This is a genomic window from Streptomyces mayonensis, assembly GCF_018982965.1.
In the GTDB taxonomy this organism is placed as follows: Bacteria; Actinomycetota; Actinomycetes; order Streptomycetales; family Streptomycetaceae; genus Streptomyces; species Streptomyces mayonensis.
Genome location: NZ_JACBYP010000100.1, coordinates 1 through 14,378 on the forward strand (window position 1 = coordinate 1; position 14,378 = coordinate 14,378).

Below are 14,378 nucleotides of genomic sequence, written 5' to 3' on the forward strand. Positions count from 1 at the left end.
CACCCTCACCCTGCACCCCACACGTGGCCCCCCGGCCCTCACCCTGCGCTGCGTCTCGTGCGCCCGGCTTGACTCCCGTCCTGGCTTGCCTCCCGTCCCGGCTTGGTCTCCCCCGCCGTCTTCATCCCCCGCGCACGTCCGACGCGGCCCGCACCGCGCCGCGTGCCGCACCCGCCAGCAGCAGGGCCGTCAGCAGGTACGGCACCGCGGAGACGGCGAAGGCCGTGCCGTGCCCGGTGTGCGTGGCCACCGCCGCGTAGGCACCGTAGGTGGCGAGGTTGCCCAGCTCGGTACCCAGGCCCGCGACCGAGGTGAGCGTGGCCCGGCCGCTGTCGTCGATACGCCGCTGGAGGCGGACGTCGGCCAGCACGGTCGCCAGCTGGAAGCCGCCGAAGGCGAGCGCGACCAGGACCAGCGCGGCCGGGGTTCCGGCGAGGGCGCCCACGGCGAGGGCGAGCGCGGAACCGGTCAGCAGGACGGCGAAACCACCCGCGGGCAGCCGTTCCGCGGCACCGGCCAGCAGGCTGCCGCCCGTCGCACCGGCCCAGATCACCAGCAGCAGCCAGGGCACGGTTCCGGGTGCCACACCGGTGTCGAGCGCCAGCAGCGGCGTGTACTCGTCGAGCGCGCCCCACACCGCGGTGACGGCCGGTACGAGCAGCAGCGCGCCGCGCACGGACCGGTCGGTGCGGGCCTCGACGAGTCCGGCGCGCAGGGTCGCGGTCCAGGACTCGCCGCCCGCGGAGGGGGTGCGGTGCTCGGGGAACCGGGTCGCCACCACCGCCGCGGCCAGGCAGGTCAGCACGCTGGCCGCGCCCACGGCGTCGTAACCGCCCCAGGCGAACACCGGACCGGCCAGGCCCATGGCCGTCATGGTCGCGGCGATCCCGAGGGCCCGGGCGCGGCCCATCAGCCGGGCGTACTGCCCGGCCGCGCCGGTCCGCTCCAACTCGTCGTAGACCAGCGCCTCCAGGGCACCCGACCCGAGCGCTCCGCCCGCTCCCCAGAGCACGAAGCCGAGGGCGAAGGCGCCGTAGGAGGGCACGAGGACCCACAGGGCGAAGCCGGTGGCGGTGAGCAGCGGGCCGAGGATCAGGAGCAGCCGCCGGGAGACGGCGTCGGCCCAGACACCGGACGGCACCTCCAGGAGCACGCCGGTCAGCGACCACAGGGCGAACAGCGAGGCCATCTGCCAGACGGACAGGCCGGTGTCGCTGAAGAGCAGCGCGTACACCGGGTAGAGCAGGACGAACTCGTCGCAGAACGCGGAGGCGTACAGCGTGCGCGCGAGCCGCCGGGTGGCGGCGGGGCCGTGGGCACGCCCGGGCGTGGGTGAGGGAGTCATGAGGCCTTCCCGAGGGGGCGGATCGGACACCGGGGGTACGGCGTCCGGGGCGGCCCTCGGGAGGCGGCGCCACGGGTGGGTCGACACGTGTCTTCACGCGTGGCTCTACGGGTGGATCCTCGTGTGAATCCTCGGGTGGATCAATGTCGGCGGGTCATGCCGCCGATGCTAGACGGCGGCGGACGTCCCGCCCAGCGGATTACGTGGGCGAGCCCGACGAGAAGCGCCGGAGCAGCGGGGAGAGCACCAGCACCGACCTGGTGCGCTCCACGAACGGTTCTCCGGCGATGCGCTCCAGGACCCGCTCGAAGTGCCGCATGTCGGAGGCGAAGACCTGGGCCACGGCGTCGGCGTCGCCGGTGACGGTGGAGGCGGCCACGACTTCCTGGTAGCGCTCCAGGCCCCGCTGGATGGTCTCGGGCGAGGTGTTGCGGCGGCAGAAGATCTCGACGAACCCCTCGGTCTCCCAGCCGAGCGCGGCGGGGTCGACCCGGACGGTGAAGCCGGTGATGGCGCCGGTGGCGCGCAGCCGGTCCACGCGCCGTTTCACCGCGGGCGCGGACAGGCCGACCGTCTGCCCGATGTCCGCATAGGAGCGGCGGGCGTCCTCGGCGAGGGCGTGCACGATGTGTTCGTCGAGATCGTTCAGCACTGCGGGTCGTTCACTTCACTTCCGGTGCGCGGTCACCTGCGGGGTGTCCGGCGTGGCGGGTGGGGGCCTGCGGTGGCCGTACCCGAAGTAGAACACGGGCCTTGTCAGCTGCCGCCGTCCGGTTCACCGGCGACGGCGCGTGCCTCGGCCGTGTCCGCCGCGTCGAAGCCGATCTCCCCGGGCCGGCCGCGGGCGGCCTCCTGGGCGTCGATCCAGCGCATGTGGGCCTCCCAGGCGGCCTGCTTGCTGGTGCCGAGCGCGGCCCCGATCTGCGCCCAGGACGCACCGGCCTCGCGGGCGGCGCGGACGGTGAGCTGGCGTCCGTAGGCGGCCTTGCGGGCGACCACCTCGCTCAGTGCGAGCAGTTCGAGGAGCTGGGGGCCGTCGAGGGCCTCGTCGTCGCTGCCGAACCCGGCGAGGGACTCCCGGGCCCGCAGTTCGTCGAGGCGGGCCACGGCGGTCAGCAGGGTGTGCTGCGGCTCGATGCTCTGCGGTGTCGTCATGCGCCCAGCGTCGCGTCAGGGTGGCTTGACGTCAAGCCACCCTGACGGACGGAATCCCCGGACGGACGGAAACCCGGGACGGACGGAATCCCCGGACGGACGGAAACCCCGGACCGATCGGGCGCCGGTCAGCTCCAGCTGGCGTGCAGCGGCTTGCCCTCGGCGTAACCGGCGGCGCTCTGGATGCCGACGATCGCCTTCTCGGCGAACTCCTCCAGGGAGCCGGCGCCGGCGTAGGTGCAGGAGGAGCGGACGCCCGCGATGATCGCGTCGATGAGGTCCTCGACGCCGGGCCGGGCCGGGTCGAGGAACATCCGCGAGGTGGAGATGCCCTCCTCGAACAGCGCCTTGCGGGCCCGGTCGTACGCCGACTCCTCCGAGGTGCGGTTGCGCACCGCGCGCGCGGAGGCCATGCCGAAGGACTCCTTGTAGGCGCGGCCGTCGGCGGCGTGCTGGAGGTCGCCCGGGGACTCGTAGGTGCCGGCGAACCAGGAACCGACCATCACGTTGGACGCGCCGGCCGCGAGGGCCATCGCCACGTCGCGCGGGTGGCGGACGCCGCCGTCGGCCCACACGTGCTTGCCGTACTTCTTCGCCTCGGCGGCGCACTCCAGGACGGCGGAGAACTGCGGCCGCCCGACGCCGGTCATCATGCGGGTGGTGCACATGGCGCCCGGTCCGACGCCGACCTTGATGATGTCGGCGCCCGCCTCGATCAGGTCGCGCACTCCCTCGGCGGAGACGATGTTGCCGGCGACGACGGGAACCTGCGGGTCGAGGTCGCGCACCACCTTCACCGCGCTGATCATCGACTCCTGGTGGCCGTGCGCGGTGTCGATGACGAGGGTGTCGACGCCCGCGTCGAGGAGCTGCTTGGCCTTGCCCGCCACGTCGCCGTTGATGCCGACGGCGGCGGCGATGCGGAGCCTGCCCCGCGCGTCGACGGCCGGGGTGTACAGCGTGGCCCGCAGGGCGCCCTTGCGGGTGAGGATGCCGGCGAGGCGGCCGTCCTTGTCGACGGCGGGCGCGTAGCGCCGGTTGGCGGCGTCGAGGGTGTTGAAGGCCTCGCGGGGGTCCGTGTCGGCGTCGACGAGGATCAGGTCCTTGGACATGACCTCCTCGAGCTGGGTGAAGCGGTCCACGCCGGTCAGGTCGGCGTCGGTGACCACGCCGACCGGCCTGTGGTCCTCGTCGACGACGACTCCGGCGTCGTGCGCGCGCTTGGGCAGCAGGGACAGCGCGTCGGCGACGGTCTGGTGCGGCGCCAGGACGATCGGCGTGTCCAGGACGTGGTGCCGGCCCTTCACCCAGGTGACGACCTCGGTGACGACCTCGATCGGGATGTCCTGCGGGAGGACCACCAGCCCGCCGCGCCGGGCCACCGTCTCGGCCATGCGCCGGCCCGCGATGGCGGTCATGTTGGCGACGACGAGCGGGATCGTGGTGCCCGTGCCGTCCGGGGAGCCGAGGTCCACGCCCTGCCGGGAGCCGACGGCGGAGCGGCTCGGGACCATGAACACGTCGTCGTACGTCAGGTCGTACGAGGGCTGTATGTCATTGAGGAAACGCACGTGCTGCACATCCCAGTCGATCAGAGGTGGCCCCCGGACAGGTCAGCCAGGGGGAAAGAGCACGTACTTCATTGTCCCACGACCGGCCGCCCGCAACCCCCGGGCAGATCATCCAGGCTGGTCAGGCCCCTCCTTGGAGGAACCTCCAGGGCCGAGGGCGACGAAGAGCCCCGGGCCCCGGTCGGTGGCCTCGGCGAAGATCTCCTCGGCGACGGCCCACTCGTCCGGCCGTGTCTCGGCGTACGCCCGCCAGCCCTCCACGACCAGGACCAGCCCCCGCTCCGCCGCGCCCCCGGGCCAGACGGAGGGGTCGGCGAGGGATTCGGCGAGCGCGTCCCAGTCCCGGCCGGACCGGTCGGGCAGCCCCAGGTCACGGGCGCAGCGGTCCATCAGGCCCGCCTCGTCCGTGACCCCGCCGAGGTCCAGCGTGACCACGAGCCGCCCCGCGGAGTCCTCGGTCATGCCACAGCCCTTCGTCCCTCTCTCACGGTCCTCCCGTCCCGGTGACCCGTCAGATCCCGTCCGGGTCGACCCGGTTGAGCGTCGACTTCGGCGCCGAGCCCGCCGTCATCAGGTAGTCCGCGGCGGACGTGTCCGTCACGAGGCTGGTGACGAGGCCCGAACGCAGCACCGCGTCGATGGCCGCGGCCTTGCGCTGCCCGCCCGCGATCGCCACGACCTCGGGGATACGGCGGAGCTGGTCGGCCTTGACCGTGATGCACCGCTCCCCCAGGTCCCGCCCGACCCGGCGCCCCTCGGCGTCGAAGAGGTGCGCGGACATCTCGGCGGCGACGCCGAGCGACGCGTAGTGCGCGCGCTCCTCCTCCCTGAGCATGTCGTGCACCGTCGAGATGCCGGGCTCCCAGGAGCCGATGGAGACGCAGGCGACCGTGACCTTGTCGAAGTACTCGAAGGCCCGCGCGATCCCGGTCTGGTGCCGCAGCGCCTGGGCGGTTGCCGTGTCCGGCAGCAGCATCGGCGCGTAGATGGGGTGCGCGTCGCCGCCGGACACCTGGGCGGCGCGGCGGACGGCCTCGACCGAGCCGCGCTCGGCGGTCCCGGCGTCGTACACGCCCGTCAGCTGCACGACCGTGCAGGGCGGCAGCCGGTCGAGGGCCGCCGCCATGTGGATGGTGGACCGGCCCCAGGCCAGGCCCAGCACGTCGCCCTCGGTGACGAGCTCGCCGAGCAGGTCGGCGGCCACCTCCCCCAGGTTCTCCGGGTCGGGGGTCTCCTCGGCGTCGGCCGGGGACTCCACGACGACGGCGTGCCGGAGCCCGTAGCGGGCACGCAGCGCGTCCGAACGCTCGGCGTCCAGTTCGGCGGGCACCCTGATCTCGATTCGTACAAGGTCTCTCTCGAGGGCGGTCTCGAGAACCCTGGCCACCTTGAAGCGGCTGACGCCGAACTCCTCCGCGATCTGGATCTTGGACTTGCCCTCGAGGTAGAAGCGGCGGGCCATGGCCGCCGCCTGGACCAGCTCAGCGGGTCCCATCCGCATGGCTGAACGGCCCGCCGACATACCCGACACGGCGTTCTCCTCACTGCTGTTCACACTCTGGATACGCCGTTCATCCTTGCAGATTCGGCGCACTTGATCAGCCCTGATGGGAGCCGTTCACGTTCTGTTCCTCAGTGGTCGCACGCCCAGGATGCCTTGGCGGTCGCCGTCTCGGCCTGCGTGCGCAGTGCACGTACCGCCTCGGCCGGGTCCGACGCCCCGTAGACGGCGGAGCCCGCGACGAAGACGTCCGCGCCGGCCTCGGCGCACTGCTCGATCGTCGACGCGGACACCCCGCCGTCGACCTGCAGCCACAGCTGAAGGCCGTGCTTCCTGATCAGCTCACGGGTGCGGCGGATCTTGGGGAGCATGATGTCGAGGAACGCCTGCCCGCCGAAGCCGGGTTCAACCGTCATGATCAGCAGCATGTCGAGTTCCGGGAGCAGGTCCTCGTACGGCTCGATCGGCGTCGCGGGCCGCAGCGCCATGGACGCGCGGGCGCCCTTGGCCCGGATCTCCCGCGCCAGCCGCACCGGCGCGGCGGCCGCCTCGACGTGGAAGGTGACGGAACCGGCGCCCGCCTCCACGTACTGCGGCGCCCAGCGGTCGGGGGCCTCGATCATCAGGTGGCAGTCCAGCGGGGTGTCCGTCGCGCGGGCCAGGGACTCCACGACCGGCACGCCGAGCGTGAGGTTCGGGACGAAGTGGTTGTCCATGACGTCCACGTGGAGCCAGTCGGCTCCGCGGACCGCCGCGGCCTCGTCCGCGAGGCGGGCGAAGTCTGCGGACAGGATGCTGGGGTTGATCTGCGCGGCCATGCTCCCAAGCCTGCCATGCCCCGCGGGAGCGGGCCCGGACGGGGCCCCGGGGCGGTTGCTGTCGTGCGGCTTGTCGTGCGGGCTGTTGCTGTGCGGCCGCGGGCCGTACGTGGTTGCTCGCGGGGGCCCGGGTACGCGGAGGCGTCCGGGCAGCGGGCCCGGCCGGGGGCGTGCCCGCCGGTGCCGGCCCCGGCCGCGGTACGGCCGCGAGGCCGCCGGAGTCCGGACCTGCGCCCCGGCATCCGGACCGGCGCCCGCCCCATCCGGACCGGCGGCCACCACCAGGCCCGGCGCCCACCACCAGGTCAGGCGCCCACCGACCAGGTCCGGCGCCCAACCACCCGGTACGGGTGGGCCGGTGACGCGCGGCGTCGGTCAGGAGGTCCTGCGCACGAGCGCCAGGTACATGGCGTCGGTGCCGTGCACGTGCGGCCAGAGCTGGACGTCGGGGCCCTCGCCGAGCGCGGGGACGCCGGGCAGCGTCGGCCGGGCGTCGAGCAGCTCGGTGCCGGGCACGCGCTTGAGGACGTCGGCGACGACCGCGCGGGTCTCGGCGAGGTGGGGCGAGCAGGTCGCGTAGGCGACGACACCGCCGACGCGCACGGCCTCCAGGGCGCTGCGCAGCAGCCCTCGCTGGAGCGGGGCGAAGCCGTCCAGGTCCTCCGGGCGGCGCCGCCAGCGCGCCTCGGGACGGCGGCGGAGCGCGCCGAGGCCGGTGCACGGAACGTCGACCAGGACGCGGTCGAAGCTGCCGGGCCGCCAGGGCGGACGGGTGCCGTCCGCGGCGATCACCTGGTACGGCCCCGGGTTGCCGCTCAGCGCCCCCGCCACGAGACCCGCGCGGTGCGGCTGCTTCTCGGAGGCAAGCAGGAAGGCACCCCGTTCGGCGGCGAGGGCGCCGAGGAGCGCGGCCTTGCCGCCGGGCCCCGCGCACCCGTCCAGCCAGCGCCGGTCGGGTCCGTCGAGCGGCGCGTTGGCAAGGGCCAGGGCGACCAGCTGACTGCCCTCGTCCTGCACCCCGGCGCGGCCCTCCCGCACCGCCTCCACGGCTCCGGGCTCGCCGCCCTCGCTCAGCCGCACCGCGTACGGCGACCAGCGCCCCGGTACGGCGGCCTCCTCGCCGAGCAGTTCCTCGCGGGTGGCCCGGCCCGGCCGTGCGACGAGGGTGACCTCGGGGCGTTCGTTGTCGGCGGCGAGCAGGTCCTCGATGCCGGCCCGGCCGCCGCCCAGCGAGTCCCACAGCGCGGAGACCACCCAGCGCGGGTGCGAGTGCACGACGGCGAGGTGGTCCTCCGGGTCCTCGTCGTAGGGCGGCGCGACCCGCTCCAGCCACCCGTCGAGGTCGTCCCGCGCGACCTTGCGCAGCACGGCGTTGACGAACTTGGCCCGCCCGTCGCCGAGCACGACGCGCGCCAGCTCCACCGAGGCCGAGACGGCGGCGTGGCTGGGGATCCGGGTGCCGAGCAGCTGGTGCACGCCCAGGCTGAGCACGTCCAGGACCGGCGGGTCGACCTCGCGCAACGGCCGGTCGACGCAGTCGGCGATGACCGCGTCGTACGTCCCCTGCCTGCGCAGCGTCCCGTACACCAGCTCGGTCGCGAGCGCCGCGTCCCGGGCGTCGAACTTCTCGGGCCCCTCCTTCTCGCGTGCCTTGCGCAGCAGCGGCGGCAGCACGAGGTTGGCGTACGCGTCCCGCTCGTCCACGGCCCTGAGCGCCTCGAAGGCGAGGATGCGGACGGGGTCCTTCTGGGGCCTGCGGTACGGCTTGCTGGGCTTGCGGGGACGGCGGGACTGCTCGCTCACGAAAAAGGTGCTCCGGGTGTGGGGTGAAGTGCGCCGACCAGCGTACGCCGGGCGCGGCGCGGGGTGGCGTGCCGATGCGGTGGCGCGGGTCAGTCGCCGAGCTGGTCGCCCTCGGTGATCCGGGCCCCGCGCGCCCAGTCCGCGGCCCGCATCGGCTTCTTGCCCTGGGCCTGCACCCACAGCAGCTCGACGGCGTAGGAGCCGGTGCCGACGTACACGTTGTTCTTGCCCGCGGCGATCTGTCCCGGGGCGAGATCGGTACGGTCGGGCAGGGGCACGGCCTGGACGAGCTTGAGCCGCTCGCCGCGGAAGGTGGTCCACGCGCCGGGCGCCGGGGTGCAGCCGCGCACCACACGGTCGACGCGCAGCGCCGGGGCGGTCCAGTCGACCCGGGCGTCCTCGACGGTGATCTTCGGAGCGAGGGTGACGCCCTCGGCCGGCTGCGGTACGGGCTTGAGGCTGCCGTCGTCGATGCCGTCCATGGTGGCGGCGAGCAGCCCGGCGCCGGCGAAGGCCAGCCGGGTCAGCAGATCGCCGCTGGTGTCGGTGGGGCGGACGGTCTCGGTGACCGTGCCGTAGACGGGGCCGGAGTCGAGACCTTCCTCGATCAGGAAGGTGGACGCGCCGGTCAGTTCGTCGCCCGCCATCAGCGCGTGCTGCACGGGGGCCGCGCCGCGCCAGGCGGGCAGCAGCGAGAAGTGCAGGTTGACCCAGCCGCGGGCGGGCACGTCCAGGGCGACACGGGGCAGCAGGGCCCCGTAGGCGACGACGGGGCAGCAGTCGGGCGCGATCTCGCGCAGCCGCTCCAGGAAGTTGGGGTCGCGGGGCTTGCCGGGCTTGAGCACCTCGATGCCCGCCTCCTCGGCCCGCTCGGCCACGGGAGAGGCGACCAGCCGGCGTCCCCGCCCGGCCGGTGCGTCGGGCCGCGTGACGACGGCGGCCACCTCGTGACGCTCGGAGGCGATCAGGGCGTCCAGGGCGGGAACGGCGACCTCGGGGGTACCGGCGAAGACGAGCTTCATGGGTGGGACGGGCCTCTCGGGCGGGGGCGGTTGCGGGCGACGCACCAGTCTACGAGCCCGACGCCGACGGACGTCCGCCGACGGCACGCCCCCCCCCACCGCCGCGCCGGTCGGAGGCGGGGGCAGGGAGCGGCACGACGGGGGCTACGCGTGGTACTGCGACGCGGACCCGCTCGGCACGGCGGGCAGACGGACGGCGACGCGACGCAGACACGTGTGGCGGAACGGGGGTACAAGCCGCACCGGTGACACCGGCGGCACAACGGGTACGCGCGCCCTCGCGTCGCAGGCACGCGTGGCACGCGTGGCACGGGTGGCACGCCTGGGCAGCAGGGCGCACGGCGCGACGGGGCTCATGGGGCTCATGGGGGCACAGGCGGCAACGCGGCCGGGCAGGGGCTCGGTGGGGGCACGTCGGCACCGGTGCTCCTTGACGGCCCGATGGGGCCACGGCGGGGGCAAGGAGACGACTCCCCGCGGCGGGTCGGAGCCAGAATCCCGGGGGCCGGGGGCGAGGCGCGCCCACTGCCGTGGTGGGCGCGCGCACACGGTTCCACGCCCCCACCCCGTGACCAACGGCGCACCCGCACGTTGGTCAAGAAAGAGTTGACACACCGGGCCGTCCGCGCGGTCCGATTCCTTTCAACGCCGGTTCGAGAGGCTTGTTCATGGCCGACCACGCAACCCACGACGCCCAGGCTCGGGCCAGCCTGCACTTGCTGGTGCGGGACATCGAGCGGGTCCGCCGGCAGGTGGACGCACTGCGCACCCTCACCGCGCAGCTGGGCAACGTCTACCGCCCGCGCCGCTCCGGTCCCTCCACGGGCTTCGTCGTCTACGGGCGCGCCCCCGCCCCGACGGTCCGTCTCGCGCAGGAGCTGCGGGACAGCGTCGAGACCCTCGTCACGGCAGCCGTGGACTTCGACCGCTCGCTCGGCTTCTCGTGGGACGCGGTGGGCTCGGCCCTCGGCGTCACCAAGCAGGCGGTGCACCGTCGCTACGGCTCCCGCCGGGCCGCCGCGCAGCCGGCGTCCGCGGCAGCCGAGGCCCCCGAGCAGGCACCGGAGCCGACCGGGACCCGCCCGGTCAACGTGGGCACCGGCCTCCCCCCGGTACCCACGGTTCCGGCGGCGCGCGCCATGCCGACCCAGCCGACGTCGGGCAGTCCCGTCCTGCGCGACGAGGTCCGCCCCACCACGGCCTTCCCCAGCCCGCGCAACGGCTGAACCACGGCGGCCGAGCCGCGACGACACCGGCCCTCCCGCTCCCGGCCCCCTCCGGGAAGGGGAGGGCCGCGGCGCCTCCGGGCCCGGATGCCGGATGCCGGTCCAACGTCCCCCTCGCCGTCACCCGATGTCGGGCGGGTCGATCCGCACCCACACCGTCGCATCGCTGCCCCGCGCCGTCCGCGCCGTTCGCGCCGCCTGCGCGGTCTTCAGCGCACCGGCCAGCGCCGCCCCGCGCCCCGGAGGCACCCGGACCAGCGCCCGTTCCCAGTGCTCACCGGGCGGCGGCGCCCCCACCCGCCGCGGCCGCCCCTCCGAGGTGACCGGCAACGGCACGGGGCCGAGCACCTCGGCCTCACCCGGCAGTTCGACGGCGCGCAGGAACCCGGCCACGGCGTCCGGAGGTCCCGTCACGGCCGCCATCCGCGACACCGGCGGAAAGCCCAGTTCGGCCCGCTCCGCCAGTTCCCGTACGGCGTGGCCGACCGGGTCCCAGCGCACCAGCGCCTGCACCGGTCGCAGCGTCGGCTCCGCGACCGCGACGACGGTGCCTCCCGCGCTCTGCGGCCGGACCAGCGCGGCCGCGGCCAGCCAGCGCCGCAGCGCGTCCTCACCGGCGCGCAGATCGGGCCGGCCGAGCATCGCCCAGCCGTCGAGCAGCAGCGCCGCCGTGTAGCCGCCCTCGGCGACGGGCTCGGCCCCCGGGGTGCTCACCACCAGCGCGGGCGCCTGCGACACGGTGTCCAGCACGTGCTCCCGCCCCGAGGTGCGCACCGGCACGGCCGGGAAGGCCCGCCCCAGTTCCTCGGCGGTACGCCGGGCCCCCACGACCTGCGCGCGCAGCCGGAAGCCGCCGCACTCCGGGCAGTGCCAGTCGCCCTCCTCACGCCCGCACCAGCCGCATCGCAGGGCGGAAGCGGACTCCTGTCCTTCCAGTGGGCCGGCACAGTGCCGGCAGCGCGCGGGCGTCCGGCAGGCCGCGCACGCCATCCGCGGTACGTAACCCCGCCGGGGCACCTGCACCAGTACCGGTCCGTGCCGCAGCCCGTCCCTGACGACCTGCCAGGCGAGGGACGGCAGCCGGGCGGCGCGGGCGGCCTCGTCCCTCGCCAGGTCCTGGTCACCCACGGTCCGCACCAGCGGGGCGACCGCCCGCACCTGCTCGCGGGCGGCGACCAGTGGCCGGGCCCAGCCGGTCTCCACGAGCTGAGCCGCCTCCACGGTGCAGCTCCACGCCCCCAGCAGGAAGGCGCACCGGTCCTGGGCGGCGCGCAGCAGCAGGACCTCGCGGGCGTGTGGCTGCGGCGCGTGCGGTTCGCTGTGGCTGTCGTCGCCGTCGTCCCAGAGGGCGAGCAGGCCGAGGTCCCGCACCGGCGCGAACATGGCTGCGCGGGTCCCGACGACGGCCCGTACCGCCCCGCGGCGCACCGCCAGCCACTGCCCGTACCGTTTCTCGGGTCCGGCGTCAGCGGTGAGCACCGCGTGGCGCCCCTCGCCGAGCAGGGCGGTCAGCGCGGCGTCGACGCGGGCGACCGCCCGGCCGTCCGGCAGGACGACGAGCGCTCCCCGGCCCGAGGCCAGGGTCGCCGCCACGGCGCGGGCCAGTTCGTCGGCCCACTCCGGTCCCGGCAGCGCGTTCCACACCGCGCGCGGCGCGCTCCCTGCCGCGAGGGCCGCCACGAAGGCGGGACCCTGCTCGTACCGCGTCCACGAACCCGGCCCGGGCGCGGGCGGCGGGGGCAGGGGCTGCGGCGAGGCCCGCTTCTCGGCGGCCGCGTTGCGCGGGGGGACCGCGAGCTGGAGAACGTCAGCGACGCTGCCCGCGTAACGGTCGGCGACCGCCCGCACGAGCCCCAGCAGTTCCTCGTCGAGGATCCGCTCGGGCGAGACGACCTGGGCCAGCGCGGCAAGCGGTCCCGAGTAGTCGGACTCGGCGAGCCGCTCGATCAGGAACCCGTCGATGAGCCCCCCGCCCTCGCGCCGCCCGTCCCGCACCCGGTGCCGTCCGGCGCCGAAGCGGACCCGCACCCGGACCCCGGGCTGTGCGTCGGCGTCCAGCTCCTCGGGTACGGCGTAGTCGAAGTACCGGTCGAGGTGGAGCACGCCCTTGTCGACGAGGACCCTGGCGACGGGCCGTTCCCTGGCGAGCGCGGCTCCGCGCCAGGTGCGCGGCTTCGCCCGCGGGGTCTTGGCCCTGCGCACCGTCTCCCGGATGAGCGCGAGCTGCTCGGGCGGCGCGTCCTCCGCGCCGCCCGCCGCCGGTTCGTTCTCGCTGCTCACGCCTTGCATTCTCGCAAAGACCACTGACATCCGGGCCGCCCGCGTCGGCGCGGCCGGCCCCCATGCACGACCGCACACGCATGACGCGCCGACGCCCGACGTCAGGCGCACCGGCGCCCCGGTGCACGGGCGCACGGACGCAGGCGCGTATGAGTGAGCCGCCAGCCGCCAGGAGCGTACGCGTCAGGCGTCAAGCGTGTAAGCGCGTACACGTCAGCCGCCAGGCGCTCAGCCATCACCCGCCAGGCGCCGCCCTGGCAGGAGAGCACCGGCCCGGCCGAACCGGCCGGTGCCTGCGGCCCGGAAGGCCGACGGGCCCGGACACGCCGAGGCCCGGCGACCCCACCGGGGACGCCGGGCCTCGCTCCGTGCTGTCGGGCGCGCGCCCGGGGCCTACAGCCCCGCGGCCTGGCGCAGCGCGTCCACGCGGTCCGTGCGCTCCCAGGTGAAGTCGGGAATCTCGCGGCCGAAGTGGCCGTACGCGGCGGTCTGGGCGTAGATCGGGCGGAGCAGGTCGAGGTCGCGGATGATGGCGGCCGGGCGGAGGTCGAAGACCTCGTCGATCGCCTTCTCGATCTTCTCGGTGTCGATCTTGGCGGTGCCGAAGGTCTCGACGAAGAGGCCGACCGGCTCGGCCTTGCCGATGGCGTAGGCGACCTGGACCTCGCAGCGGGCGGCGAGGCCCGCGGCCACCACGTTCTTGGCGACCCAGCGCATCGCGTAGGCGGCGGAGCGGTCGACCTTCGACGGGTCCTTGCCGGAGAACGCGCCGCCGCCGTGGCGGGCCATGCCACCGTACGTGTCGATGATGATCTTGCGGCCGGTCAGGCCGGCGTCGCCCATCGGGCCGCCGATCTCGAAGCGGCCGGTGGGGTTGACCAGGAGGCGGTAGTTCTCCGTGTCGAGCTTGATGCCGTCCTCGAGGAGCGCCTTGAGCTCGGGCTCGACGACGAACTCCTTGATGTCCGGCGCCAGCAGCGACTCCAGGTCGATGTCGCTCGCGTGCTGGGAGGAGACGACCACGGTGTCGAGGCGGACGGCCTTGTCGCCGTCGTACTCGATGGTGACCTGCGTCTTGCCGTCCGGGCGCAGGTAGGGGATGGTGCCGTTCTTGCGGACCTCGGACAGGCGCTTGGACAGGCGGTGGGCCAGGAAGACCGGCAGCGGCATCAGCGTCGGCGTCTCGTCGGACGCGTAGCCGAACATCAGGCCCTGGTCACCGGCGCCCTGCCGGTCCAGCTCGTCGTTGTCGTCGCCCGCGACCGCACCCCCGACCCGGCTCTCGTAGGCCGTGTCCACGCCCTGCGCGATGTCCGGGGACTGGGCGCCGATGGAGACCGAGACACCGCAGGAGGCGCCGTCGAAGCCCTTCTTGGAGGAGTCGTAGCCGATCTCGAGGATCTTGCCGCGGACCAGGTTGGCGATGTCCGCGTAGGCCTTGGTCGTGACCTCGCCGGCCACGTGCACCAGACCGGTGGTGATCAGGGTTTCGACCGCGACCCGGGAGGTCGGGTCCTCGCGCAGGAGCGCGTCGAGGATCGTGTCGCTGATCTGGTCAGCGATCTTGTCGGGGTGACCTTCGGTCACGGACTCCGAGGTGAACAGGCGACGGGACACAACGCTCCCTGGGGTTGCAGCGGCTGCTGGCTGATCAGTT

The 14,378-nt window shown here is 74.5% G+C and carries 12 protein-coding genes; 1 reads left to right on the forward strand and 11 read right to left on the reverse strand.

From position 1 onward, the window contains the following. Positions 1 to 121: 121 nt before the first annotated feature. From HZS56_RS28705 to fmt, 9 genes are all read right to left on the reverse strand, one after another. A complete protein-coding gene (locus HZS56_RS28705; protein WP_216723710.1) occupies positions 122 to 1,345 on the reverse strand; it encodes an MFS transporter in 1,224 nt (407 codons plus the stop codon). Between the two features lie 199 nt (positions 1,346 to 1,544). Next, positions 1,545 to 1,997 carry an Lrp/AsnC family transcriptional regulator gene (locus HZS56_RS28710; RefSeq protein WP_216723711.1) on the reverse strand — a complete coding sequence of 151 codons (453 nt, stop codon included), beginning with the start codon at positions 1,995 to 1,997 and terminating at the stop codon, positions 1,545 to 1,547. Between the two features lie 104 nt (positions 1,998 to 2,101). Continuing rightward, positions 2,102 to 2,500, reverse strand: coding sequence for a hypothetical protein (locus HZS56_RS28715; RefSeq protein WP_216723712.1), 399 nt, complete (start codon positions 2,498 to 2,500; stop codon positions 2,102 to 2,104). A gap of 128 nt (positions 2,501 to 2,628) precedes the next feature. Further along, positions 2,629 to 4,071, reverse strand: coding sequence for a GuaB1 family IMP dehydrogenase-related protein (locus HZS56_RS28720; RefSeq protein WP_216723713.1), 1,443 nt, complete (start codon positions 4,069 to 4,071; stop codon positions 2,629 to 2,631). 108 nt (positions 4,072 to 4,179) lie between these two features. Then, a complete protein-coding gene (locus HZS56_RS28725; protein WP_216723714.1) occupies positions 4,180 to 4,533 on the reverse strand; it encodes a barstar family protein in 354 nt (117 codons plus the stop codon). Positions 4,534 to 4,582: 49 nt separating this feature from the next. After that, positions 4,583 to 5,626: a sugar-binding transcriptional regulator gene (locus tag HZS56_RS28730; RefSeq protein ID WP_216723715.1), complete on the reverse strand. Its 1,044-nt coding sequence runs from the start codon at positions 5,624 to 5,626 to the stop codon at positions 4,583 to 4,585. Between the two features lie 77 nt (positions 5,627 to 5,703). Beyond that, entirely contained in the window at positions 5,704 to 6,390 is a 687-nt protein-coding gene (gene rpe, locus HZS56_RS28735) for a ribulose-phosphate 3-epimerase (RefSeq protein ID WP_216723716.1), read from the reverse strand. Positions 6,391 to 6,765: 375 nt separating this feature from the next. Then, complete coding sequence (locus HZS56_RS28740) at positions 6,766 to 8,193, reverse strand: RsmB/NOP family class I SAM-dependent RNA methyltransferase (RefSeq protein WP_216723717.1); 1,428 nt, start codon at positions 8,191 to 8,193, stop codon at positions 6,766 to 6,768. 89 nt (positions 8,194 to 8,282) lie between these two features. Beyond that, positions 8,283 to 9,215 carry a methionyl-tRNA formyltransferase gene (fmt, locus tag HZS56_RS28745; RefSeq protein WP_216723718.1) on the reverse strand — a complete coding sequence of 311 codons (933 nt, stop codon included), beginning with the start codon at positions 9,213 to 9,215 and terminating at the stop codon, positions 8,283 to 8,285. A gap of 668 nt (positions 9,216 to 9,883) precedes the next feature. On the opposite strand from fmt, the gene HZS56_RS28750 reads away from it, so the two are divergent. Continuing rightward, positions 9,884 to 10,441: a hypothetical protein gene (locus HZS56_RS28750; RefSeq protein WP_216723719.1), complete on the forward strand. Its 558-nt coding sequence runs from the start codon at positions 9,884 to 9,886 to the stop codon at positions 10,439 to 10,441. Positions 10,442 to 10,561: 120 nt separating this feature from the next. Here HZS56_RS28750 and HZS56_RS28755 read toward each other — a convergent pair whose 3' ends face one another. Next, positions 10,562 to 12,721: a primosomal protein N' gene (locus HZS56_RS28755; protein WP_216723720.1), complete on the reverse strand. Its 2,160-nt coding sequence runs from the start codon at positions 12,719 to 12,721 to the stop codon at positions 10,562 to 10,564. Positions 12,722 to 13,114: 393 nt separating this feature from the next. After that, positions 13,115 to 14,338 (reverse strand): methionine adenosyltransferase, encoded by a 1,224-nt coding sequence (gene metK / locus HZS56_RS28760; protein ID WP_216723721.1) that lies wholly within the window; start codon positions 14,336 to 14,338, stop codon positions 13,115 to 13,117. Between the last annotated feature and the right edge of the window lie 40 nt (positions 14,339 to 14,378).